The 23,588-nt window shown below is 60.4% G+C and carries 24 protein-coding genes; 13 read left to right on the forward strand and 11 right to left on the reverse strand.

Annotation, left to right across the window (positions count from 1 at the left end; all coding sequences use genetic code 11):
- The first annotated feature begins 61 nt into the window (after window positions 1-61).
- The 5 genes from AAE029_RS14630 to AAE029_RS14650 all read left to right on the forward strand — a co-directional run bounded on the left by AAE029_RS14630 (window position 62) and on the right by AAE029_RS14650 (window position 5,176).
- The gene (locus AAE029_RS14630) at window positions 62-1,057 is read left to right on the forward strand and encodes an endonuclease/exonuclease/phosphatase family protein (protein ID WP_371073588.1); all 996 of its coding nucleotides are present in this window, start codon (window positions 62-64) and stop codon (window positions 1,055-1,057) included.
- Between the two features lie 99 nt (window positions 1,058-1,156).
- Window positions 1,157-1,660 carry a cupin domain-containing protein gene (locus AAE029_RS14635; protein WP_371073589.1) on the forward strand — a complete coding sequence of 168 codons (504 nt, stop codon included), beginning with the start codon at window positions 1,157-1,159 and terminating at the stop codon, window positions 1,658-1,660.
- 81 nt (window positions 1,661-1,741) lie between these two features.
- Window positions 1,742-2,689, forward strand: a complete 948-nt coding sequence (gene gshB, locus AAE029_RS14640) for a glutathione synthase (RefSeq protein WP_371073590.1) — start codon at window positions 1,742-1,744, stop codon at window positions 2,687-2,689.
- 217 nt (window positions 2,690-2,906) lie between these two features.
- Entirely contained in the window at window positions 2,907-3,308 is a 402-nt protein-coding gene (locus AAE029_RS14645) for a hypothetical protein (RefSeq protein ID WP_371073591.1), read from the forward strand.
- Between the two features lie 335 nt (window positions 3,309-3,643).
- Window positions 3,644-5,176 carry a YifB family Mg chelatase-like AAA ATPase gene (locus tag AAE029_RS14650; protein WP_371073592.1) on the forward strand — a complete coding sequence of 511 codons (1,533 nt, stop codon included), beginning with the start codon at window positions 3,644-3,646 and terminating at the stop codon, window positions 5,174-5,176.
- 69 nt (window positions 5,177-5,245) lie between these two features.
- Here AAE029_RS14650 and cysK read toward each other — a convergent pair whose 3' ends face one another.
- Window positions 5,246-6,214 (reverse strand): cysteine synthase A, encoded by a 969-nt coding sequence (gene cysK / locus AAE029_RS14655; protein WP_371073593.1) that lies wholly within the window; start codon window positions 6,212-6,214, stop codon window positions 5,246-5,248.
- Between the two features lie 129 nt (window positions 6,215-6,343).
- Window positions 6,344-6,961, reverse strand: coding sequence for a LysE family translocator (locus AAE029_RS14660; protein WP_371073594.1), 618 nt, complete (start codon window positions 6,959-6,961; stop codon window positions 6,344-6,346).
- A gap of 243 nt (window positions 6,962-7,204) precedes the next feature.
- On the opposite strand from AAE029_RS14660, the gene AAE029_RS14665 reads away from it, so the two are divergent.
- Window positions 7,205-7,723, forward strand: coding sequence for a Dps family protein (locus AAE029_RS14665; protein ID WP_371073595.1), 519 nt, complete (start codon window positions 7,205-7,207; stop codon window positions 7,721-7,723).
- Between the two features lie 46 nt (window positions 7,724-7,769).
- On the opposite strand, the gene AAE029_RS14670 is transcribed toward AAE029_RS14665, so the two are convergent.
- Entirely contained in the window at window positions 7,770-8,672 is a 903-nt protein-coding gene (locus AAE029_RS14670) for a DMT family transporter (RefSeq protein WP_371073596.1), read from the reverse strand.
- Window positions 8,673-8,781: 109 nt separating this feature from the next.
- Here AAE029_RS14670 and AAE029_RS14675 point away from each other — a divergent pair, with 109 nt between their 5' ends.
- Entirely contained in the window at window positions 8,782-9,240 is a 459-nt protein-coding gene (locus tag AAE029_RS14675) for an Lrp/AsnC family transcriptional regulator (protein WP_371073597.1), read from the forward strand.
- A gap of 94 nt (window positions 9,241-9,334) precedes the next feature.
- Here the strand turns inward: AAE029_RS14675 and dut are convergent, their stop codons facing one another.
- Window positions 9,335-9,799, reverse strand: a complete 465-nt coding sequence (gene dut / locus AAE029_RS14680) for a dUTP diphosphatase (protein ID WP_371073598.1) — start codon at window positions 9,797-9,799, stop codon at window positions 9,335-9,337.
- A 93-nt stretch (window positions 9,800-9,892) separates the two neighbouring features.
- On the opposite strand from dut, the gene AAE029_RS14685 reads away from it, so the two are divergent.
- Both AAE029_RS14685 and AAE029_RS14690 read left to right on the forward strand, forming a co-directional pair.
- Window positions 9,893-11,476 carry a peptide chain release factor 3 gene (locus AAE029_RS14685; protein WP_371073599.1) on the forward strand — a complete coding sequence of 528 codons (1,584 nt, stop codon included), beginning with the start codon at window positions 9,893-9,895 and terminating at the stop codon, window positions 11,474-11,476.
- 311 nt (window positions 11,477-11,787) lie between these two features.
- On the forward strand, window positions 11,788-12,300 hold the full coding sequence (locus tag AAE029_RS14690; RefSeq protein ID WP_371073600.1) for a DUF2721 domain-containing protein: 513 nt from the start codon (window positions 11,788-11,790) through the stop codon (window positions 12,298-12,300).
- Here the strand turns inward: AAE029_RS14690 and otsA are convergent.
- The 4 genes from otsA to AAE029_RS14710 all read right to left on the reverse strand — a co-directional run bounded on the left by otsA (window position 12,288) and on the right by AAE029_RS14710 (window position 16,576).
- Window positions 12,288-13,697 (reverse strand): alpha,alpha-trehalose-phosphate synthase (UDP-forming), encoded by a 1,410-nt coding sequence (gene otsA / locus AAE029_RS14695; RefSeq protein ID WP_371073601.1) that lies wholly within the window; start codon window positions 13,695-13,697, stop codon window positions 12,288-12,290. The genes AAE029_RS14690 and otsA overlap by 13 nt on opposite strands.
- Before the next feature lie 43 nt (window positions 13,698-13,740).
- The gene (gene otsB / locus AAE029_RS14700; RefSeq protein WP_371073602.1) at window positions 13,741-14,532 is read right to left on the reverse strand and encodes a trehalose-phosphatase; all 792 of its coding nucleotides are present in this window, start codon (window positions 14,530-14,532) and stop codon (window positions 13,741-13,743) included.
- A 285-nt stretch (window positions 14,533-14,817) separates the two neighbouring features.
- Window positions 14,818-15,222, reverse strand: a complete 405-nt coding sequence (locus tag AAE029_RS14705; protein ID WP_371073603.1) for a GFA family protein — start codon at window positions 15,220-15,222, stop codon at window positions 14,818-14,820.
- A gap of 442 nt (window positions 15,223-15,664) precedes the next feature.
- The gene (locus AAE029_RS14710) at window positions 15,665-16,576 is read right to left on the reverse strand and encodes a pirin family protein (RefSeq protein WP_371073604.1); all 912 of its coding nucleotides are present in this window, start codon (window positions 16,574-16,576) and stop codon (window positions 15,665-15,667) included.
- A gap of 258 nt (window positions 16,577-16,834) precedes the next feature.
- Between AAE029_RS14710 and AAE029_RS14715 the strand changes: the two genes are divergently transcribed.
- Entirely contained in the window at window positions 16,835-17,653 is an 819-nt protein-coding gene (locus tag AAE029_RS14715) for a class II glutamine amidotransferase (protein WP_371073605.1), read from the forward strand.
- On the opposite strand, the gene coaBC is transcribed toward AAE029_RS14715, so the two are convergent.
- Together coaBC and AAE029_RS14725 are read right to left on the reverse strand one after the other, a co-directional pair.
- Window positions 17,640-18,851: a bifunctional phosphopantothenoylcysteine decarboxylase/phosphopantothenate--cysteine ligase CoaBC gene (gene coaBC / locus AAE029_RS14720; protein WP_371073606.1), complete on the reverse strand. Its 1,212-nt coding sequence runs from the start codon at window positions 18,849-18,851 to the stop codon at window positions 17,640-17,642. The two genes, AAE029_RS14715 and coaBC, sit on opposite strands and share 14 nt — an antisense overlap.
- 194 nt (window positions 18,852-19,045) lie before the next feature.
- Window positions 19,046-19,810 carry an SDR family oxidoreductase gene (locus tag AAE029_RS14725; RefSeq protein WP_371073607.1) on the reverse strand — a complete coding sequence of 255 codons (765 nt, stop codon included), beginning with the start codon at window positions 19,808-19,810 and terminating at the stop codon, window positions 19,046-19,048.
- A gap of 125 nt (window positions 19,811-19,935) precedes the next feature.
- Here AAE029_RS14725 and AAE029_RS14730 point away from each other — a divergent pair, with 125 nt between their 5' ends.
- On the forward strand, window positions 19,936-20,835 hold the full coding sequence (locus AAE029_RS14730) for a LysR substrate-binding domain-containing protein (protein WP_371073608.1): 900 nt from the start codon (window positions 19,936-19,938) through the stop codon (window positions 20,833-20,835).
- A 61-nt stretch (window positions 20,836-20,896) separates the two neighbouring features.
- On the opposite strand, the gene AAE029_RS14735 is transcribed toward AAE029_RS14730, so the two are convergent.
- Window positions 20,897-21,772, reverse strand: a complete 876-nt coding sequence (locus tag AAE029_RS14735; protein ID WP_371073609.1) for a LysR family transcriptional regulator — start codon at window positions 21,770-21,772, stop codon at window positions 20,897-20,899.
- A 95-nt stretch (window positions 21,773-21,867) separates the two neighbouring features.
- On the opposite strand from AAE029_RS14735, the gene AAE029_RS14740 reads away from it, so the two are divergent.
- Window positions 21,868-23,136, forward strand: a complete 1,269-nt coding sequence (locus AAE029_RS14740; RefSeq protein WP_371073610.1) for an MFS transporter — start codon at window positions 21,868-21,870, stop codon at window positions 23,134-23,136.
- A 10-nt stretch (window positions 23,137-23,146) separates the two neighbouring features.
- The gene (locus AAE029_RS14745; RefSeq protein WP_371073611.1) at window positions 23,147-23,548 is read left to right on the forward strand and encodes a VOC family protein; all 402 of its coding nucleotides are present in this window, start codon (window positions 23,147-23,149) and stop codon (window positions 23,546-23,548) included.
- Window positions 23,549-23,588 lie beyond the last annotated feature (40 nt).

Raw genomic sequence — 23,588 nt, forward strand, 5'->3', positions numbered from 1 at the left:
GTGATCACCTCTTCACGACCTTTCGGTTGTAACCAATGGTTTTTCACCAGACAGGCTCATCATGATCCGCAATACCGTCACGACTTTCGACGTTCCTTCGCAGGAGCAGCGCCGGCAATTCTCAGCGCTCGAAAGGATCCTCGATGTCCATGAGGCAACAATCGCCTCCCTTGCCTGCATGAACAGCGTGCGCATCGGCAATGCCAGCGCAGGGTCGCGCTCGCTCACCTTGCCCTTCACCGTCGCCGCCTGGAACCTCGAGCGCTGCCTTTTCCCGCAGGAATCGGCAGAAAAGATCCGCGCAACCGGCGCTCCGCTCGTGCTTCTCTCTGAAATGGACGAGGGCATGGCCCGCACCGCGCAGGGCGATCCGACGGCCGAGATCGCCCGGGAGCTCGGCATGAATTATGCCTATGGGGTCGAGTTCATCGAACTCGGCCTTGGCTCGGAAATCGAGCGTCCCTTCTGCAAGCATGATTTCAACGCCAAGGGTTTTCACGGCAACGCGCTGATGGCCCCTGTGCCCCTCAGGGACGCCTTCCTGTTCCGCCTGCCGGGCAATGGTCATTGGTTCCTGCAGGAGGATGATCAACCGCGCATCGGCGAGCGCTGCGCCGTCGGCGCGATCGTCGAGACCGAAACCGGTCCGCTCGTGGCCGTTTCCGTTCATCTGGAAAGCGTGGCCGATAGCGCATATCGCGAGCGGCAGGTGGCCGCCCTCATAGACGCGGTCGAGGCCTATGCGCCCGGACTGCCGATCATCATCGGCGGCGATCTGAACACCGGCAACCACACGGGCGGTGATTTCGAAGCCGAGGCCCTCTTTGCCATGGCCGCAGCGCGCGGATTTGAACGACATGGTGGCCCGCTGGACCAGATGAGTGTCCGTCCGAGCCTGCTCACCCAGTCGCAGAAATACCCCATGAAGCTCGACTGGTTCCTGACGCGCGGCCTAGCCGTCGAGGAGAGCCATCTCGTTCCATCGCTGACGGAGGAGGGCAAGCCGCTTTCGGATCACGATATGATCGTCTGCACGATTACAGCTCTTCTTTTTTGATTTCGGCACGGATCCGTAAAATTCGAATGATTTTATCAACCCGCCTGTTACGCCTTTCATGCGATGAGCGGTCGACGCATGTGACATGAAGGGGGCTTCATGATTTGGAATGTCATGTTGGCAAGCGTGATTGCCATCGCCGCGCGCAAACTGCCGGTTGCGCCTGCAGATACAAAGAGCAAGCCGTTTGTCGCTGCCGCAAGCGGCGCAATGGCGATGAAACCGGCACCGATCGAACCGTCCTGGATCATCAGCGGAAATCCCGAAGCCCGCAAGGCCGAACATTCCCGCAGTGGCGACGAAGCTGCAGTGACCGCGATCTGGGATTGCACGGCGGGCGAGTTTCGCTGGTATTTCGGCTGGGACGAGACCGTGACGATTCTTGAAGGCGAGGTTCACGTGACGGCGGAAGACGGCACCAGGCGGACCTTGCGCGCCGGCGATGTCGCTTTCTTCGCCTGCGGAACCTGGGCGACGTGGCGGATCGATAACTACCTGAAAAAGGTCGCCGTTTGCCGCAAGCCCTTTCCGAAACCTCTGGCCCTGGCCTACAGGCTGCGCAACTATCTGCGCGGCGGAACGCCGATTGGGCTCGCGGCCTGACCCTCATTGCATCTGAGCTTTGGCCGTTGCGTTTGATGCTCCATCGACCTACATCTGTCGGGCATCAAGCGAGGGACAGATATGGCGAAGATCAGAAACGTAGCGGTCCAGATGGACCATGTGGCCGGCATCAATATCGCGGGCGATTCCACCTTCGCCATGAGCCTCGAGGCGCAATCCCGCGGCTATAAGCTCTTCCACTATACGCCCGAACGCCTGAGTCTCCGTGACGGCAAACTTTATGCTTCCGTCGAGCCCATGGTGCTGCGCGATATCAAGGGCGACCATTTCGAACTTGGCGCAACCGAACGGGTCGATCTTTCGACCATGGACGTGGTGCTGCTGCGCCAGGATCCGCCTTTCGACATGGCCTATATCACCTCGACGCATCTTCTGGAGCGCATTCATCCGAAGACGCTCGTCGTCAATGATCCGGGCTGGGTACGCAATTCGCCGGAGAAGATCTTCGTCACCGAATTCGCTGACCTGATGCCGAAGACGCTGATCACGCGCGACGCGGCAGAGATCCGCAGTTTCCGTGAGGAGTTGGGTGACATCATCCTGAAGCCGCTTTACGGCAACGGCGGCGCCGGCGTCTTCCATTCGACCCGCGACGACCGCAACCTCTCCTCGCTTCTCGAAATGTTCGGCCAGATGTTCCGTGAGCCGTTCATCGCCCAGCAATATCTTCCGGACGTGCGCAAGGGCGACAAGCGCATCATCCTGGTCGACGGTGAATTCGCCGGCGCAATCAATCGCGTCCCGGCCGAGCACGACAGCCGGTCCAATATGCATGTCGGCGGGCGCGCGGAAGCGACCGAACTGACGGCGCGCGAAAAGGAAATCTGCGCGCGCATCGGTCCGGCCCTCAGGGAGCGCGGTTTCCTGCTCGTCGGTATCGACGTCATCGGCGACTACATGACGGAGATCAACGTTACGTCGCCGACCGGTATTCGCGAGGTGAAGAAGTTCGGCGGCGCCGACATCGCAAGCCTGCTGTGGGACGCGATCGAACGCAAGCGCGGCTAAGGCGAGCCTGAGGTGGGCTCGAGGGTCGCTTCGCGTTCATCTCATCCGATCCCTCGCTGAGAAATTCCCTTAAGCATTCGGACACTCTTCAGAGTGTGCTAATATCCCCGCTGGCAGAACGTCCTTCGACGGTACGGAAATGAGCCGGTGGAGTAGCAGACTCTCTAGGATCTGGATTGTAGCGGCCGCTATAGCAGTAGGACTGGCGGCCTTCCTGGTGGAACTAGACCCGCTGAGGGTCTTGTTTGGATCCAGTACTTCTGAACAGCCGCTCGATTTGAAAATAAGCGATCTCAAAGTCGAGCGTGTTTCACCAACCAGCGAGCAGAAGATTACGGTCACGATCAGCAAGAATGTCGGCGCCGGCGCTCGCGAATGCCAGATGCAGGTAGAAACCCCTGAGACTTTTCAGAAAAGGAGCAGTGCCGAATTTGAGCTGGCCGAAGATGTGCAAAAGGACCAGCGAACCTTTGTCACACCCTTTGTAAATTATGGTGTTGTCGCGGTGATAAGTGTCGCCTGCGGGCGTGCCATGTCCAATGAGCTTGCCTTCATATTTGCGAAGGGCGGACGAGCATACGAATTGGATCCCGAGAAGTTGCCCGAAGATCTGCTGTGACGTCCGACCGGAGGGAGCGTTGCACCCGGAGAAGACCAGCGGCTTGTGACGCGCTGGTATTCGCTTCTTCAACCTCTTCAACGCACATGAGCCACTGACGATCGACCACACCCGGCGGGAGACCATCTCCTGTTGTGTGTCATCTTGAGTGGTCACCCGCTTTCCCGCTTCATTCCGTCTTCTGTTCTGTTGATGCAACCCGCTGCCGCGGAAAATGCAGCGAATACGCGAATTTGTTCGATCATTGTTCTTGTTTTATTCTTTCCTCTATGCAAGATTGCACTCCGTAGCCGACCGAGGGTGGCACATGTCGGCTGCGGATGAGGGGATCTCGCATGGTCGCGCGTATCAGCACGGTTGCATTTCAGGGCATAGAAGGCGTTGCCGTCGAGGTCCAGGTCATGGTCGCTCCAGGCAAGATGGGTATCCAGATCGTCGGACTGCCGGACAAGGCGGTCGCCGAAAGTCGCGAACGGGTTCAGGCAGCGTTGCATGCTTCCGGGCTCGCGCTACCGCCGAAACGGGTGACGGTCAACCTCGCGCCTGCGGATCTACCCAAAGAGGGTTCACATTTCGATCTCCCGATCGCGCTCGGGCTGATGGCCGCACTCAGCGCCATCCCCGCCGATGCGCTGTCGGACTATGTCGTCGTTGGCGAGCTCAATCTCGATGGCACGATCGCGCCTGTTGCCGGCGCGCTTCCCGCCGCCATCAGCGCCAATGGACTTGGCAAAGGCTTGATCTGCCCGGCCGAAAGCGGGCCTGAAGCCGCCTGGGCAGGACGGGATGTCGATATTCTGGCGCCGCGCAGCCTGATTGCGCTTGCCAATCATTTCCGCGGGACTCAGGTGCTCTCGCGTCCCGAACCGGCGATCCGCGCCGATCCCGCCAACCTGCCTGACCTTGCCGATATCAAGGGGCAGGAGAGCGCCAAGCGTGCTCTCGAGGTGGCAGCCGCTGGCGGTCACAATCTCCTGATGGTGGGCCCGCCCGGTTCCGGCAAGTCGATGCTGGCCTCACGGCTTCCGTCGATACTGCCGCGGCTCTCGGCCGCCGAACTGCTTGAGGTCTCGATGATCCATTCGATCGCGGGGCAGCTTTCCGGCGGCAAGCTCTCCGACCGCAGGCCCTTTCGCACGCCACATCATTCCGCCAGCATGGCGGCCCTTGTCGGCGGCGGTGTTCGCGCCCGGCCGGGCGAAGCATCGCTTGCCCATCACGGTGTCCTCTTTCTCGACGAGTTCCCGGAATTTACGCCACAGGTCCTCGATGCCCTGCGACAGCCGCTCGAGACCGGCGAATGCATCATTGCCCGCGCCAATCACCGCGTCTCCTATCCCGCCACGATCCAGCTCGTCGCCGCGATGAACCCCTGTCGCTGCGGCATGGCGGGAGAGCCGGGGCACAGCTGCGCCCGTGGCCCGCGCTGCGTCTCGGACTATCAGGCCCGCATCTCCGGACCGCTGATGGATCGGATCGATATCCGCATTGATGTCCCCGCCGTTTCCGCCGCCGATCTGATCCGGCCGATGGCGGCAGAGAAAAGTGCGGCGGTCGCCGCACGCGTCGCCCGTGCCCGCGAGATGCAACGAGAACGCTTCACGAAAGCCGGCATGCCGGAAACCGCCACCAATGCCCGCTGCTCCACCGCGCTGATCGAGAAACTGGCGGAGCCGGATGCGAGCGGGCTGCAATTGCTGCGCGACGCCGCGGAAAAGATGAAGTTTTCCGCACGCGGTTATCACCGGGTGTTGAAGGTAGCGCGCACGCTGGCCGATCTCGACGAGAAACTCACGATCGGCCGCATCCATCTGGCAGAAGCGATCTCCTACCGTATCGCCGGTGAGAGGCTGACGGCTGCGGCGTGAGGTGCAAATAAAAAGGGGCGCCGGAAGGGCGCCCCAAAAGCAGCAATCTTACAGGCAACCGTATGTCCATTAGTTGCCGAGGCCTTCGAAGAGCGCCGTTGATAGATAGCGCTCTGCGAAGGACGGGATGATGATGACGATATTCTTGCCTTCGTTCTCCGGGCGGCTGCCGACTTTGATCGCGGCGCTGAGTGCCGCACCCGAGGAGATGCCGACGGGAACGCCTTCAAGCTTTGCGACCAGCCGCGCCAGTTCGAACGCCTCGTCATTGGTGACGGTGATGACCTCGTCATAGATGCTGGTGTCGAGGATCTTCGGTGCGAAGCCGGCGCCGATGCCCTGGATCTTGTGCGGGCCTGGCGTGCCGCCCGAAAGCACCGGCGAGTCGGTGGGTTCGACGGCAATGACCTTGATGTCGGGCTTGCGGCTCTTCAGCACCTGACCGGCACCGGTAATGGTGCCGCCCGTGCCGATGCCGGAAACGAGAATATCGACCTTGCCGTCGGTGTCGTTCCAGATCTCCTCGGCGGTCGTCTTGCGATGGATTTCGGGATTTGCCGGGTTTTCGAACTGCTGCGGGATGATGGCATCCGGCAGTGTGGCAGCAAGTTCTTCCGCCTTGGCGATCGCGCCCTTCATGCCTTTCGCCCCTTCCGTCAGCACCAGCTCGGCGCCGAGCAACAGCAGCATCTTGCGGCGTTCGAGCGACATGGTCTCCGGCATGGTGAGGATCAGCTTGTAGCCCTTGGCGGCAGCCGCGAAGGCGAGCGCAATGCCGGTATTGCCGGAGGTCGGCTCGATCAGGGTGCTTCTGCCGGGCGTAATCTTGCCCTGGGCCTCCAGGGACTCGATCATGGCGACACCAATGCGGTCCTTGACCGACGCAATCGGATTGAAGAATTCGAGCTTGGCCAACAGGTTGGCCTTCACGCCCTTCTCCCTCGCGAGCTTGTCGAGGCGCACGATCGGCGTATCGCCGATGGTCTCCGTGATGGACGAATAGATGCGGCCGCGGCCTGGCTTACGGGTTTCGGACATGATTTTCTCCTTCGTGGATCGTGGAGAGAATAGGGTCAAAGTCCGCCCTAGACCAGAGTGGGAACTGCCGCTTCGTCAGACCGGCGGGGAAAAAAACTTTGGCAGATCGGCCGCTTAGGCAAGTTTTTTTCAGGTCGCCCGGGTGGCGATGAAAGCTGCCGTTCCCGCCAGAATGCTTGCAGCAGCACGGTTCATCAGCTTCAAGGCGTGCGGCTGTTTGAGCAGCAGGCGTGCACGCGACGCAAGCAGCATGTAGGGCAGCAGCACGCACATCAGGACTGTAAAGGTCGTCGCCAGTAGCAGCGCATATTCGCGCAATCCGATGCTGCCGATATCGATGAGGGTCGGCACCAGCGCGACATAGAAGAGCATAGTCTTCGGATTTCCGAGCGTTACCAGCAGGCCGGAGAGGAAGGACATGCCGATGCTGCTCGATTTCTTCGCAGCGACATCCTGCGGCAGCAGCCCGGCCGTCCAGAGCTTCCAGGCGATATAGGCAAGGTACAGCGCGCCGGCGATCTTGATGACGATGAAGATCTCGGTGAAGGTCTGTGCCAGGAAGGCAAGCCCAAGAATGACCGCTGTCAAATAGATCGTATCGCCGAGCACAAGGCCCAGCCCCATGAAGAAGGTTTCGCGGAAGCCGGAGCCAAGGGCGCGTGCGACGATCGCTGTCATGCCGGGACCGGGTATGACTGCTGCAATGAACAAGGCACCGGCATAGGCAATCAATGCTGCAAGGGTCATCGTGGAATTCCGTTCGTTGAAGAGCTTGCTATTTAACCTTGGTACTCCCTGGCCGCAAGCCAGCGGGTTCCGCCGCATCCGGTCGAGGATATTGCGGAGACCACGTGCAAGAGCCTCTGTCTTTCCGAGCAGTGCGCTCTAAGTAGCAAAGGCCGACGGCTGCCAGTTACGGGAGATCATCGTCACCGGATCCGGCGGCGGTCCATTGGAAAAATGTCTTTCGCCACTCAAGGAGAGAACGGGATGACCCCCAGCTCAGCCGAAACGCGCAGACGCGCGCCTCTGACCACCCCCTCAGACCTTCCCACAAACGCCATTACCGACATCTCGGCGGCATTGACCACGCTTCTCGCCGACATGTTCACGCTCTATCTGAAGACCAAGAATTTCCACTGGCACATGTCCGGTCCGCATTTCCGGGACTATCACCTGCTGCTTGACGAACAGGCGGAGCAGATCTTCGACACGACCGATGCAATCGCCGAGCGCGCCCGCAAGATCGGCGGCACCACGCTGCGCTCGATTGGCCATATTTCCCGTCTGCAGCGGCTTTCGGACAATGACGCCGATTATGTAACGCCGGAGGACATGCTCGCGGAACTGCGCGACGACAACGGCCATCTCGTCGCGTTGTTGCGCGAAACGCATGAACTCACCTCCGAGCACAATGACGTTGCGACGACCAGTCTCCTCGAAAACTGGATCGATGAAGCCGAGCGCCGCACCTGGTTCCTGTTCGAAACGACGAGGCGGGCGAAATAAATCGTCGAGGCAAGCACCGCGTCCAGGTTACGCAGCGCCGTCGGCATCAGTTCCCGATTTCTCGCACTCGCAGCGGCCGGCGCGGTGCCCAACCCAGGTTCATGCCGGCGGCTGCAAGGAGGATGGTGATCGCGCCCGCAATCTGCATCGGCTGCAGCGCGTGGCCGAAGGCAAAGCGGTCGACGGCAATGGCTGCGATCGGATAGATGAAAGACAGCGCGCCGGTCAGATGTGTCGGCAGCTTCTGGATGGCGCCATAGAGCAGCACATACATCAGGCCGGTATGAACGATGCCAATGGTGGCGAGCATGGACCATGTCCCGGCCGCCTGCGGAAGATTTGAGAAATCCGTCACTGGCACCATCATGACGATGCCGGTCGAAACATGGATCAGGGCGATCAGATGCGGCGGCGTTCCCTTGAGCCATTTCGCCGCAAGTGCGGCCAAAGCATAGAAAAAGGCGGCGCCGAGCGCCATCAGAACGCCCAGAAGATAACTTCCGCTCGCCCCTCCCGTCGCCGGCTTCGCCTCAACGATCGCGGCCATGCCCACAAAGGCGAGCATAAGCCAGAAAAGCTTTGTCGCGGTGATCCTCTCGCCGAGGAAGACGGCGCCCAATGCCAGCAGCATGAAGGGTTGCGTGTTGTAGACGGTCGTCGCGATCGAAATCGACGCATGTGAATAGGAGGCAAAAAGCAGCAGCCAATTGCTGACGATTGCCACACCACCGAGGACCGCAATCACGAAGGCGCGCAGCGTGATGACGCCGGGTCGCAAGAAACCGAGAGCGCCGCAAATCACAAGCAGGCTCAGCGCGCCAAAGAGGCAGCGCCAGAAGACGACGCTCGCAACCGGCTCGCCGGACATGACCACGAACCAGCCGATCGTCCCGGAAACCAGCATCGCTGCCGTCATTTCCATAGTGCCTTTGCGTATCTCGTTCTGCATCGTCTGCCTCCATTTTTATAGAATGAGATTATTGCGGAAGGAGGTGGAAATATATAGATTGGAGAAGGCAATACCGCTGGTTTGCCTAATCATGTAAGGAAAAACTGCGATGGCGGCTAATGGCAACTCGATCCTGGATTCCGTTGATCAGCGTATTCTCGAAGCACTGGCAACGAACGCCCGGATGTCGCTCAAGGAACTGGCGCAGGCGGCAGATCTTTCTTCGCCGAGCGCTGCCGAACGCCTGCGGCGCCTGGAGGAGCGCGGCGTCATCGATGCTTTCACCATCGATATCGATCCCGCCGCGATAGGCTATCCATTGCAGGCGATCGTCCGTGTGCGGCCGCTGCCGGGCCAGCTCCATGTCGTCGAGCGCATCATCCAGGAAACACCGGAATTCATCGAATGCGACAAGGTGACGGGCGATGATTGCTTCATCGCTCGCCTTGTCGTTCGCTCAATGGGGGAATTGGACGGCATTCTCGACAAGGTGGCGGAGAGGGCCGAGACCAACACGTCGATGATCAAGGCTTCACCGGTCAAGCGTCGGCTGCCGCCGCTGTCATAAGCCCGAAGTCCGTGTTGAGATCGCGTTGCATGCCGATCCAATCAGAAACAGCCGATGCGAGTGCTGAATGAGGAAGCAGCGAGCTTGAACCCGGTCACACCCCGGTCGAGCCGAAGCCGCCGGCACCCCGTTTTGTCTCGCTTGCCTCGCTGATTTCTGCAATGCGTGCCTGGATCGCCGGTGCGATAACCATTTGCGCGATGCGCATTCCGCGTGCGATTTCGAAGAGCTCTTCGCCGAGATTGATCAGCAGCACCTTCACCTCGCCGCGATAATCGCTGTCGATCGTGCCCGGCGTGTTGAGGCAGGTGATGCCGTGCTTGAAGGCAAGGCCGGAACGCGGTCGCACCTGCCCCTCGAAACCCTCCGGGATTTCGAAGATTAAGCCCGTCGGCACAAGCGCGCGCTTGCCGGGCGCGATGGTGAGAGGCGCGTCCTCCGCCACAGCGGCGCGCAGGTCCATGCCGGCGGCGCCCTTCGTCTCATAGGCGGGCAAGTCGATGCCCTGAGCATGCGACAGGCGAATGAGGTTCAGGGTCGGACCGATGATCTGCGGCATGTCGATATCTCTTCGTTGCGTGGCAAGAGCGTTGTCAATTGCATATTGGCGTTCGAGTCGCTAGATAACCCGCCGACCAACAGGATTTCATACATGGCCGAAAGTCTCGCCGAGGCGGTCTCCCGCCGCCGCACATTCGCTATTATTTCGCATCCGGACGCGGGTAAGACGACGCTCACCGAAAAGCTGCTGCTCTTCGGCGGCGCGATCCAGCTCGCCGGTGAGGTCAAGGCGAAGAAGGACCGCATGCAGACGCGCTCCGACTGGATGAAGATCGAGCGCGAGCGCGGCATCTCCGTCGTCACCTCGGTGATGACCTTCGAATATGACGACATCGTCTTCAACCTGCTGGACACGCCCGGCCACGAGGACTTCGCCGACGACACCTACCGCACGCTGACGGCCGTGGACGCCGCCGTGATGGTCATCGACGCCGCCAAGGGTATCGAGCCGCGGACGCTGAAGCTGTTCGAAGTCTGCCGCCTGCGTGACATTCCGATCATCACTTTCGTCAACAAGATGGACCGCGAAAGCCGCGATCCCTTCGAAATTCTTGACGAGGTCGAGCACAAGCTTGCGCTGGATACTGCTCCGGTCACCTGGCCGATCGGTCGTGCAAAGAGCTTCTGCGGCTCCTACCATCTGGCAAAGAATGAGGTGCGCGGTTCCGACACGGAAGTCGAAACGACCAGGGTCAACGGCCCGCAGGCGGTCGCCGAGCGCCTGCCGGAAAACGAGCGCGAGGCCTTCATCGAAGAGCTGGAACTGGCCCGCGAGGCCTGCCGCCCCTTCGACCGCGAAGCCTTCCTCGAAGGCCACATGACGCCCGTCTTCTTCGGCTCGGCGCTCCGCAATTACGGGGTTCGCGATCTCATCAACGCGCTCGGCGAGTTTGCACCGCCGCCGCGCGCCCAGGTCGCCGATACGCGCACAGTCCAGGCGACCGACGACAAGATGACAGCCTTCGTCTTCAAGATCCAGGCGAACATGGATCCGAACCATCGCGACCGCATCGCCTTCGTCCGCGTCTGCTCGGGCAAGCTTGAGCGCGGCATGAAGGCAAGGCTGTCGCGCACCGCCAAGCAGATGAGCCTGTCGGCCCCGCAATTCTTCTTCGCCTCGCAGCGACAGCTCGCCGATACGGCCTTCGCCGGCGATGTCGTCGGCATCCCCAACCACGGAACCCTCAGGATCGGCGACACGCTGACCGAAGGCGAGTCGCTGGTCTTTCAGGGTGTTCCGAACTTCGCGCCGGAGATCCTGCGCCGCGTACGCCTAGAGGACGCCATGAAGGCGAAGAAGCTGAAGGAAGCCCTGCAGCAGATGGCGGAAGAAGGTGTCGTGCAGCTCTTCCAACCGGAGGACGGTTCGCCGGCCATCGTCGGCGTCGTCGGCGCCCTGCAGCTCGACGTTCTGAAGGAGCGGCTGATGGCGGAATACGGCCTGCCGGTCTCCTTCGAAATGTCGCGCTTTTCCGTCTGCCGCTGGGTCTCCGCCGATCAGCCGGGCGATCTCGACAAGTTCATCACGGCACGGCGCGGCGATATCGCACGCGACCTCGACCATGATCCGGTTTTCCTGGCGCAGGACGGGTTCTCGTTGCGCTACGAGGCCGAGCGCTATCCGGCAATCAAGATGGTCGCCATCAAGGAATATCATGCGGTGAAGGCAGCCTAGAGTCGGATGATTTCAGGTCGGATCGAGCTGAAATCTGAACCCGCATCTAAATCAAAAAGTTAGAGTGGGAAGTCGTCCGAAAACCGCGCACACTTTTAGGCATCCCGCGCTCGGGCAGATGACAAAAACTGATTTCAGGTCGCACCGACCTGAAATCCGAATCCAGCGCATTCCTCAACCACGATATTGCTTCGGATTCGGCTGGCACCGAATCGTGGGCATAGATTTGTCCGAAACTTCTGCGATTACGGAGCGCCATCAAAAGCGGCGGCTTTTGCCTTGTTCGGGCGAAGAACGACAGGGAGGTATTCATGCATGGTGCCGTGCCGGATGTTGCCTACGTCATTCAGATGGCGCTTACACCCGTATTCCTGCTTGCCGGAACCGCGGGCCTCCTCAATGTCTTCACATCCAGGCTGGCGCGCGTCGCGGATCGTGTGAACAGTCTCGTCGATATCATCAATCTCGAGGATGATCCCGAGGAGGCAAGACTGCTCCAGCTCTCCTATCTGCGCCGCAGGACCCTGGCGCTGGAAGTCGCAGTGTTGCTGGCGACCCTTTCCGGGGTTTTCACCTGTCTTGCGACCCTGGGCCTCTTTGGTGGCGCAATTCGTCAGGAGTTTCGGGAGATGATGCTGTTCTGGTTTTTTGGTGGTGCGGTGGCCTCCTTGATCGGAGCGCTCGCTGCCTTTCTTTTTGAAATCATTTCCGCTGGACACAGCATGCTGCTGCAGATTGCCAACGACAAACGCTCGCTCGATCAGCGCCGCAACGCTGCTTCCGTTCGTCCAATAATCACGCCAGAAAAAGTTCACGGCAGCTGAGCAGCCGAAAGGCTGGCTTTTTCGGGCTGCGTCAGATCGCTGAGGAAGTCCTCGCACCAGCGCGAAACGTCATGCTCCAGCAGATGCGTCATCATGCGGCTCCAGCGCTCGCGTCGCTCCTCGATCGACATATTGAGCGCTCTTGCCAGTGCGTTGGCCGTGCCTTCGATGTCGTAGGGATTGACGAGCAAGGAGCCCTTGAGCTCGCGCGCCGCGCCGGCAAAGCGGGAGAGAACGAGGACACCCGGATTATTCGGATCCTGTGCCGCGACATATTCCTTGGCGACGAGATTCATGCCGTCGCGCAGGGGGGTGACCAACCCCACCCGCGCAAGTCTGTACAGGCCTGCCAGGATATTGCGGCCGACCGAGCGGTTGATATAGCGGATTGGCACCCAGTCGACCGTGCCGATCGCACCGTTCACCCGTCCCGCCTGTTCGGCCACCATCCGCTGCATCGCCTCGTATTCCGGTACCTCGGAGCGCGATTTCGGGGTGATCTGCAGATAGGTCACGCGATTGTGGTGAGCCGGATTGGCGGTGATGAAGCGCTCGAAGGCGTCGATACGCTGGCTGATGCCCTTCGAATAGTCGAGCCGGTCGACACCGATGATCAGGTCGCGGCCTTCGATGCTCTTGCGGGTCTTTTGGACGATGCTGGTATTGTCGGCTTTTCGTGCCAGCTCGGCAAAAGCAGCAGTCTCGATTCCGATCGAATAGACAGCACCCTTGAACGTGCGACCGTGGGAGCTGAACAAGCCGTCCCCCAGTTCGTCGCCGATGCCCTCGCGCCGCAGGCATCCGGCGAAGTTTTCGAGGTCGTGGTCGGTTTGAAAGCCGACGACGTCATAGCAGGAGAGCCCGCGCATGATCTCTTCATGCACCGGCATGGTGAAGAGAACGTCGGCCGGTGGCCAGGGGATATGGAGGAAGAAGCCTATGCGGTTCTTCAGGCCCATCTGCCGCAATTCCGCAGCAAGGGGGATCAGGTGATAGTCGTGCACCCAGATCAGGTCGTCAGGCCCGATCAACGGCGCCAACCGATGTGCAAAGAAGCGGTTGACGCGAAAGTACCCCGCCATTTCCTTGCGGCCGTATTCAGCGAGATCGAGACGATAATGGCAGATCGGCCACAGCACGCGGTTGGCAAATCCGAAATAATATTCGTCCACGTCCTTTTCAGTCAGGTCCGTCAACGCATAAGTGATATTGCCCCGGTTCTGACGTGCGAGGGCCTCCGGTTCGCTGTTGCCGCTCGATTTGCCCGACCACCCCATCCAGATACCGCCGCGTTCCTCCAGTGCAGCCTGCAATGCGACGGCAAGGCCGCCGGCAGGCGCCGCGCCGCCTTTGTCGGGAACCGGGACGCGATTGGAAACGACGACGAGCCGGCTCACGGATTTTTCCTTTCGTCAGAAATGATATGGCTGCTGAAAATGGTCATGTCGCCAGTCTCCCGATCAATTCTCGCAGGTGCGCCGGCGAAGGTAATGAGGCATGTGCAAACGTTTCTGCTATGGGGGCGCCTATTCGCAGCGACTGGCCGCCCAGCTCGTTGGCGATCTTGAACATGGTCTCGTCGGTAACGTCATCGCCGATTGCAAACGGCTTGCGATGCTGAAAGGGATCGTCCTCGAGAAAGGCCTCGATAGCGTGGCCCTTATTGGCGCGGCCCGGTCGGATCTCGATCACCATCTTGCCGTCCTGGAGCGCCCAGTCCGGACCGGCTTCTCCGAGATGCCGTTCCATGATTGCTTCCACCGCCGCCTTATGCTCGGGCGCCAGCCGATAGTGCACCGCGACAGCGGCTCCCTTGTCTTCGACGAGAACGCCCGGCAAGATTTCGGCCTGACGTGCAATGCTGAGCTTCATCTCCTCGAATTCCGGCGGGATCTGCACCTGTCGTAGTTGTCCGGCCGCATCTCGACGCTCCGCGCCGTGAAGGCCCGCGATCGGAAAATGAAAGGGAGCAAACAGAGTATCGGCAAAGGCGACCGATCGTCCGGTTACCAAAGCGAGCGCTCCGCCGAACCTCTCGGAGAGGGTTTTGAGATGTTGAGGCAGCGCAGGAGGAACAACGATTCTATCGGGGGTTTCGGCGATATCGAGAAGTGTGCCATCGATATCAAAAAAGAGTGCCCACTGTTCCGGATTTAGTGAGAGAGCATTGAAGGCGGGATCGTCCGGTACCGGATCGGCTTCACCCTTTTCGGGCTGATCGAGGTAGGTCATGCAGGTCTATTTATGTCAGGCCGGGAGCGTGGCAAGCCGCAATCGACGCGCTGGAGCGGGATGCCGAAAAGTGTGCGCGGTTTTCGGGCGACATCCCGCTCCAAGTTTTTGATTGAGAGGCGGATTCAGATTTCAGGTCGTTTCGACCTGAAATCATCCGGCTCTTGAGCGGGATGCCGAAAAGTGTGCGCGGTTTTCGGGCGACATCCCGCTCCAACTTTTTGATTGAGAGGCGGATTCAGATATCAGGTCGTTTCGACCTGAAATCATCCGGCTCTAGACCGTCTATTCCGTGTCCCTCCCGGGCAGTTCCGCTATGCTCCCGACCCAGGGCAGTGCCGAACGGCACCAGATCTGGTGTGTCGGCTTCAACGCGCGTCGCTGGTCGATTGAGCCGAGCCGGATCCCGATCTTCTCGGCATCCTCGCCCTGACCGGTGGTAAAGAGCGGCGAGCCGCATTCCGGGCAGAACATCTGCAGCCGTTTCGCGCCGCTGTCGCCGTACTTTACATAGATCTTCGGTTTGCCGGTCAGAACCCTTACATCCTCGCGCCGTGCTGAGGTGCTGACGCGGTAGGCGGTGCCGGTCAGTCGCTGACAGTCGTCGCAATGACAGATGGAGACCCGATCCGGATCGATCTCCGCTCGATAGGTAACGAAGCCGCAATGGCACCGGCCGGTGATGTGCATCGTGCTCCCCTTCTATGATTCTCAATGTGATCGCAGATAGCGCGGGAGAGGCGGGAGGCCAGAGCCGGATGATTCAGGTCGGATCGACCTGAAATCTGAATCCGTCTCTGAGTCAAAAATTAGAGCGGGATGTCGCCCGAAAACCGCGCACACTTTTCAGCATCCCGCTCCAGGTGATGCGTCTTTTGCGGAGAACGGCATATAACGAAAAAGGGCCGCGCAAGGCGACCCTTCCATGAGTTTTGGCCTGTAACCGGCCTGGACCGTCAAGCGGTCCAAGGAAGGTGGGGGTTTAAAGCGAGGGCTGCCTCACTTTCATCACCACTTCCATGCCCGTTACGAGGTCCGAAATCTCACTAGACATTGGATCACCTTCCTTTCTTTCTGTTTCCGATTGTCCAAAGGTAAGACAATTCTTGCAGGATGCAAGAGGTGACCACCTTTAATGTACCGCCTTGATGAAAGTGCCATTCTGCAGTTCGCGCATGGCCTGCATCAGTTCCTCCCGCGAGTTCATCACGATCGGGCCGTGCCAGGCGACCGGTTCCTGGATCGGTTTGCCGGAGACGAGCAGGAAGCGTATGCCCTGATCGCCCGCCTGTACGGTCATCTCGTCGCCGGTATCGAAAACCACCAGTGTGCGGTTGCCGGACATGTCGCGAATGTTCAGCTCCTCGCCGTTCACTTCCTTTTCCACCTTGATGCCGAAGGGCTTCGAAGCGTCGCGGAAGGTGCCGGAGCCCGCGAAGATGTATGCGAAGGCGTTGCGATAGGTATCGACCGGTAGCCGTTTACTCTTGCCGGGCGGCACGGAGACGTCGAGATAGATCGGCTCGGCAGCGATACCGTCGACCGGTCCGGACTTACCCCAGAAATTGCCACAGATGACGCGAACCGCAGTGCCATCGTCATCGACGACCACCGGAATGTCGGCGGATTTGACATCCTGATAGCGCGGCGCGGTCATCTTCAGCGAAGAGGGCAGGTTCGCCCAGAGTTGGAAGCCATGCATACGGCCGGCAAAATCGCCCTTCGGCATTTCCTGGTGCATGATGCCGCTGCCGGCCGTCATCCATTGGATATCGCCGGCACCGAGCAGCCCACGATTGCCGAGACTATCGCCATGCTCGACAGTGCCCGCGAGCACATAGGTGATCGTTTCGATGCCGCGATGCGGGTGCCAGGGGAAACCGCGTATGTATTCGGCGGGATTATCATTGCGGAAATCGTCCATCATCAGGAAGGGATCGGTCATCGACGGATCGCCGAAACCAAAGACGCGGTGCAGCTTGACGCCAGCGCCTTCCATGGTCGGCATGGCGACGCTCTCATGCTTTACGGGACGGATTGACATGACATCCTCTTCGGTTCGTTGATTTGCCACTGACTATAGTGGTCCATCGGCAATCCGCGAAGGTCGGGGCGTCGGAGACGCACTGTTCACAAAAGAAAATACCGCATTGCGGAAATGTGATCGGACGTCCTGTCAGGAATCCGTCATATTCCCGGCAAACGGCGGATATCTTAAGACTTTGTTACCTATTCCGCTCGAAACTCTTTTGAGTCAGCATTTTTCCCGGCCAAGGACCGGCCCGGGAACCGGAGTGGAATCATGTGTCGTTGGGCAGCCTATCGCGGGGACCCCCTCTATCTGGAGGAGCTGGTGTCCTCGCCCGCCCACTCCCTGATCGAACAATCCCATTGCGCCACGCGCGCGAAGACGCCGACAAACGGCGACGGCTTCGGCATCGCCTGGTATGGCGAGCGTCCCGAGCCTGGGCGCTACCGCGATATCCTGCCGGCATGGTCCGACTGCAATCTGAAGAGCCTTGCCCGCCAGATCCGCTCGCCGCTCTTTCTGGCGCATGTGCGGGCTGCAACCGGCGGCGGCACGCGACGCGACAATTGCCATCCCTTCGTGCACGACAACTGGTCTTTCATGCACAACGGCCAGATCGCCAATTTCGACCGGCTGCGTCGCCCGTTGGAAGCTGTCCTCGATGACGAGTTATTCAATGCGCGCTGCGGCAGTACGGATTCGGAACTGTTATTCCTGCTGGCGCTGCAGTTTGGCCTCTGCCAGACGCCGATAGCGGCCGTGGCCGAGACGATCAGTATTGTTGAAGACCTGGCTGAAAAGATCACGGGCTCTGCCCTCGTGCGCTTCACAGCCGCTTTCTCCGACGGCAGATCGCTTTACGCCATCCGCTATGCGACGGACCGCAAGGCGCCGACGCTCTATGCATCGCCGCTCGGCGATCGCGGAGGCTACTGCCTTGTTTCGGAACCGCTGAACGACGATGTCGATGCCTGGGCCGAAATTCCAGACGGCAGCGCGGTCACCATCGGCGAGAGCGGCATTGACGTTGCGGTCTTCCAGCCGGAGCCGAGGGCAAGCATCGCGACACAGCCGCTCGTCATGACTGCCTGAATTCATCCGCGATCAACGCTGCCAGCCGCTCTGCAACTTCTTCCTTCGGCAGGTCCGGCCATTGTTCCGTCCCGTCATGGCGGATCAGTGTCACGCTGTTGCGTGTGCCGCCCATGACGCCGGTCGCAGGCGATACGTCGTTGGCGACGATGATATCCGCACCCTTGCGTTCGAGCTTGGCCTTCGCATTGCTTTCGATGTCCTGCGTCTCGGCGGCGAAGCCGATGACAAGCTTCGGCCGCAGAGTGTGATGGCCGACTGTCTTCAGGATGTCGGGATTTTCCGTGAGCGCCAGCGTCGGAATGGATTCGCCCGGATGCTTCTTGATCTTCTGGTCGGCGGCGGATGCCACGCGCCAGTCGGCAACGGCCGCGACCATGACGGCGATGTCGGCCGGAAGCGCCGCGAGCACGGCGTCGCGCATTTCCTCGGCGCGCTCGACATGGACGGTGCTCACGCCTGCCGGATCGGGGATCGATACCGGGCCGGAGACGAGCGTCACTTCAGCGCCGAGCGCTGCCAGCGATGCGGCGATGGCATGACCCTGCCGGCCGGAAGAGCGGTTGGCGATATAGCGTACGGGATCGATCGGCTCATGTGTGGGACCAGAGGTGACGATCGCCTTCCTGCCGGCAAGCGGCTTGGGCCCACCGTCGAGCAGCGCTTCGGCTGCGGCAACGATATCGAGCGGCTCGGCCATCCGGCCGGTGCCGGCCTCCCTGCTTTCCGCCATCTCACCGGTCATGGGGCCGACAAAACGAATGCCGTCGCCCTTTAGAAGCTCCATGTTGCGTCTGGTGGCGGGATGCATCCACATCTTCGGGTTCATGGCGGGAGCGGCGAGCACCGGCCTATCCGTGGCAAGCAGCACTGTGGAAGCGAGGTCGTCGGCCAGTCCGTTCGCCATCTTGGCCAGAAGATCGGCGCTTGCGGGCGCGATCAGCACGAGGTCGCAATCGCGCGCCAAGCGGATATGGCCGACATCCTGCTCGTCCTGACGGGAAAAGAGGTCGTCAAAGACATGATCGGCGGCAAGAGCGCCGACGGCAAGCGGCGTGATGAATTGCTGCGCACCCTCCGTCATGATCGGGCGAACCGAGGCGCCCCGCTCGCGCAGCCGCCGGATGAGGTCGAGGCTCTTGTAGGCGGCAATGCCGCCGGAGATGATGAGAAGGATGCGCTTGCCGCTGAGAGTCATGGTGTTCCGCCCCGTCGCCTTTGTTGCATTGACCCTAAGCCTTTGGCGGATCACATGCAATCGCCAGACCGGACCGCACCATGTCGCTAATCGCGCTATGCCTCGCCATGAAAGGGAACAGCGCACCAAATAACGAAAGGCCGCGGAGCAACGCAAGCCGCAGCCTTTCTTTATAGGCCCTGAGAGAGAAATCATCAGGTACGGGTGATCGAGGCACCCCCATCCACGAGCGACGCCGTGCCGGTGACAAAGCTCGAATCGTCGGAAGCGAGATAAAGAACTGAGCGGGCGAGCTCCTCAGGTCTTGCCACGCGCTTCAGTGCATGCAGCTTGGTGATGAAGGCCTGCTTGTCAGAAGTATCGTTCATTTCGCGATACATGTCGGTGTCGACCGCACCCGGCAGAATGGCGTTCACGCGAACATTCTGATCCCCGAATTCCGCTGCGAGCGCCTGGGCCAGGCCGATCAGGCCCGACTTGCTGGCCGCATAAGCGGCCACACCTGGAAAGGCGAAGCTATATCCGACGAAGGTCGAGGTGAAGATCACCGAGCCGCCTCCATGTTTTACCATTTCAGCAATCTGATGTTTGGCGGCGAGGAAGGACGCTGTGAGGTTGATTGCGAGCGCATCTGCAAAACCCGCTTCCGAGACTTGCGTGCTCGGCCCGGCTTCTCCGATCGAGCCGGCATTGTTGAAGGCGACGTCGAGCCTGCCATAGCGTTCCACCGCCAGAGCAACGAGGGCCTTGTGATAATCTTCGACGCGGACATCGCCGGCCAACGCGACGGCTTCCCCGCCAGCCTCCTTGATCTCGCCGACGAGGCTGTCGAGTTCTGCCTGGCGGCGAGCGCCGACGATGACCTTTGCACCCTCGGCAGCAAAGAGCTTCGCGGTTGCGCGTCCAATGCCGGAGCTTGCGCCGGTGACGATTGCGACTTTTCCATTCAAGCGGTTCATGATTCCATCTCCTGGTTTGTGGGTGGCGGGTCATTCGGTGATCCGCCGTTGACAGAAGAATGGTCTTTCTCTGGCGTTCGGATTAGTCTCCAGATAAAGGAACTCGAATTCGGAAAAGCCGAACGATGATCAAGATCGAGGGGATTACGGCCTTTGTCGCCGTCGCGGAAGCCGGATCGATCAGTGAGGCCGCGCGGCGCCTTCGCCTGTCGAAGTCCGTCGTCAGCGAGCGCCTGGCGGAGCTGGAAAAACTGCTTGGTGCGACACTGTTGCACCGAACCACCCGCAAGCTGACGCTGACCGAAGACGGTACTGCCTTCCTTGAGCGAGCCGTCCGTATCGTGCGCGAGGTGGAAGAGGCTGCAGCCGACATTGCTGAGCGGCGCGGAACCTTGGCCGGACCGCTGCGCATCGCCGCGCCCGTCACGTTCGGCCGCTTGCATCTCGGGCCGGCGCTCTATCCGTTTCTTGCGCAGTATCCGCAAATCGAGCTGACGCTGGACCTCGATGACCGGCGTGTTGATGCCGCGGCCGACGGTTATGATGCGGTCGTTCGCCATGGACCGATCGCCGATAGCCGGCTCATCGCCTGGAAGCTCGCGCCAAGCCGGCGCCTGCTGGTTTCCTCGCCGGACTATCTTGCTCGTAATGGCGCGCCCGCTTCGCTTGCCGAGCTCGAGGGGCATAGGGGCATCTTCTATACCAATCGCGGCAATGCCGACTGGCGCTTCGAAGCGCCGGATGGTGCCGTAATCATCCGCGCCCGCATGGCGCTCAGGATGAACAATGGCGACATGCTCGCGGATGCCGCCATTGCCGGCCTTGGGATCGCACTGCTACCGGCCTTCATCGCCGGCCCTGCTATCAAGGCCGGTTCGCTTGTCGAAATCGATGTCGGCTATCGGCCGCAGCCGGAATTCATCTATATGGCGCATCCGGAAGGGCGGCATGCCTCGGCCAAGCTGCGCGCCGTGGCGCAGCATCTGAAGCAGGCTTTCGGCGATCCGCCCTATTGGGATCCGTGACTGCATGTCGCGCAAAAGTGTGAAACGGTTTTGCGGCAACGACATGCATGAAAACAGGAGTCTAAGGCAGCAGGCTGATCAGATTGTCCGTGACAGGCGAACGATGCCCTAGGGGAACGGCAAGCGCCAGACGCGCCACGGGCGCCGGCCCTTCGATCGGCCGATAGGTGACACCGTCGAGCTTGATGTGCGCGACCGAGGCCGGAATGATCGAAACGCCGAGGTTGGCCGCGACCAGGTTGATCACCGAGGGTATTTGCGGCACCTCCTGCGCCGCCGAGAGTTCGAAACCGGCACTGCGACAGGCCTGCGCAATATCGTCATAAAGGCTGAGACCGACCGTTCGCGGGAAGAGGACAAAAGCCTCTCCCGCCAACGCGGCAAGCGGCAGCCGCTCCCGCTTCGCCAGCGGGTGGCTTACAGGCAGAGCGATCAGCATCGCCTCGTCGACGATCCGCTTCAGCCGTACGCCCTTCGGATCCCCCAGCCCAGGACGAATGAAGGCAGCGTCGAGTTCGCCGCGCACCACGAGCTCCGTCAGAACATTGCTGTTCATCTCCGCGAGCGAGAGGCGCACGTCTGGCCACTGGTTGCGAAAGCGCCGGATTGTTCCGCTGACGATGGCGTTATAGGTGGCGGACGCGGTGAAGCCGAGAGACAGCCGACCCGTCTCGCCGCGATTGGCGCGCTTTGCGGCGAGCTTGGCTTTTTCGGCGGCGGCCACGGCGACCTTTGCCTCAATCAGAAAGGCCGCACCCGCTGCCGTCAGCTCCGCCCCATGCGGCACGCGATGAAAGAGCGCGGCACCGACCTCGTCTTCCAGGTCGCGAATCTGCTGGCTCAGTGGCGGCTGGCCGATGCCGAGTTTTGCCGCTGCCCGGGTAAAATTCCTCTCCTCTGCCAAGGCGAGGAAATAGCGAAGGTGACGCAGCTCCATCGTTATCTCCCAAACATATTGAGATTGCCTGTCCCATATATTGGACAAATGGAGGCGGTGTGGCTAGATCGAAATCAGAAAAAGGTTTTGATCTCATGTCCGACGTCACAATCGAAACGATCTCAGATATTCCGGAGAATTGTCCTTCTGTTGCGGCGAAAGAAGATGTCGCCGTTAAGACGTTTCTGACGCGGGGCACGGCTGAGTTTCGCCGAGCCAGTCTCGCGCTGTTTCTCTCCGGCTTCGCGACATTTTCGCTGCTTTATTGCGTGCAGCCGCTGTTGCCGATTTTTTCAGACGAATTCGGAGTCAGTCCGGCCGCAAGTTCTTTGTCGCTGTCGCTTTCAACCGGCTTTCTTGCGCTTGCGATTTTTTGCGCCGCCGCGGTTTCCGAGGGCATGGGCCGTCGTGGTCTGATGTTTGCCTCTTTGATGGGAGCAGCGATCTGTACCATCGCCTGTGCGCTAGTGCCGGGCTGGCACATTCTTCTGTTTATCCGGGCGCTGGAGGGCTTTCTGCTCGGTGGCGTCCCGGCAGTCGCCATGACCTATCTGGCGGAGGAGGTCGAGTCGCGCAGCCTCGGTTCCAGCATGGGCCTCTATATCGCCGGTAATGCCTTTGGCGGCATGGCCGGACGTGTTGTCACCGGTACCATCGCGGAATTCTTCGGCTGGCGCCCTGCGCTTGCGGTGCTCGGCATGCTTGGCCTCCTCTGTGCGGCCGGGTTCTTGGTGCTTCTACCGCCTTCCCGCAATTTCGTGCGGCGCAAGGGCTTCGAGATGGCCTTCCATCTGAAAGCCTGGTTCGGTCACATGCGCAATCCCGCACTGCCCTTGCTGTTTGCGATCGGCTTCCTGGCGATGGGGGCCTTCGTTACGGTCTATAACTATGCCGGCTTCCGGCTGGTCGCCGACCCCTACGATCTCAACCAGACGGAGCTGGGCCTGATCTTCACCGTCTATCTCTTCGGCATCATTGCATCCTGGGCGGCAGGTCTGCTGGGTGATCGCTATGGCCATTTCATGGTGATGCCGATCGGTATCATCATTGCTGCCGCGGGTGCTGCCGTCACGCTCGCTTCATCACTGTCGCTCATTATTCTCGGTATCGTCCTGGTGACCGTCGGCTTCTTCGTCACCCATTCGGTGGCAAGCGCCCTCGTCGGCCGGTTGGCGCGCGATACCAAAGGACATGCCTCTTCGCTTTATCTGCTCGCCTATTATCTGGGATCGAGTGTTGCCGGTTCGATCGGCGGCTACTTTTGGCTTGCCGACGGCTGGTCGGCCGTGGTCTTCTTCATCCTTGCCTTGCTGGTAGCCGCATTTGCGTCCGCGCTCGGGGCTGCGAGGCTTTCAACGCGCTGAGGATAGATCCATGATCCGCATCGACCATCTCGATCATCTGGTGCTGACGGTTGCCAACATTGAAAAGACCTGCGATTTCTATTCCCATGTACTCGGCATGACGATCGAGACCTTCGGTGAGGGACGCAAAGCACTCGTTTTTGGCCGTCAGAAAATCAACCTGCATCAGGCCGGCCGGGAATTCGAACCAAAGGCCAGGCATCCGGTTCCAGGCTCCGCCGATCTCTGCTTCATTGCCGAAACACCTTTGCAGGACGTGATTTCCCATCTGGGCAGCGCCGGTGTCGGCATCGAGGAAGGTCCTGTAAACCGTACCGGCGCAACCGGACCCATTCAGTCCGTCTATTTCCGCGACCCGGATGACAATCTGATCGAAGTGTCAAATGCGGTCACGCCGGCTCACCGGCCTTGATTGACCCTGCACGCTGCAGGATCGCAATCGCTCCTGCGGC

The sequence above is a fragment of the Sinorhizobium sp. CB7 genome (assembly GCF_041357635.1).
GTDB lineage: Bacteria > Pseudomonadota > Alphaproteobacteria > Rhizobiales > Rhizobiaceae > Rhizobium.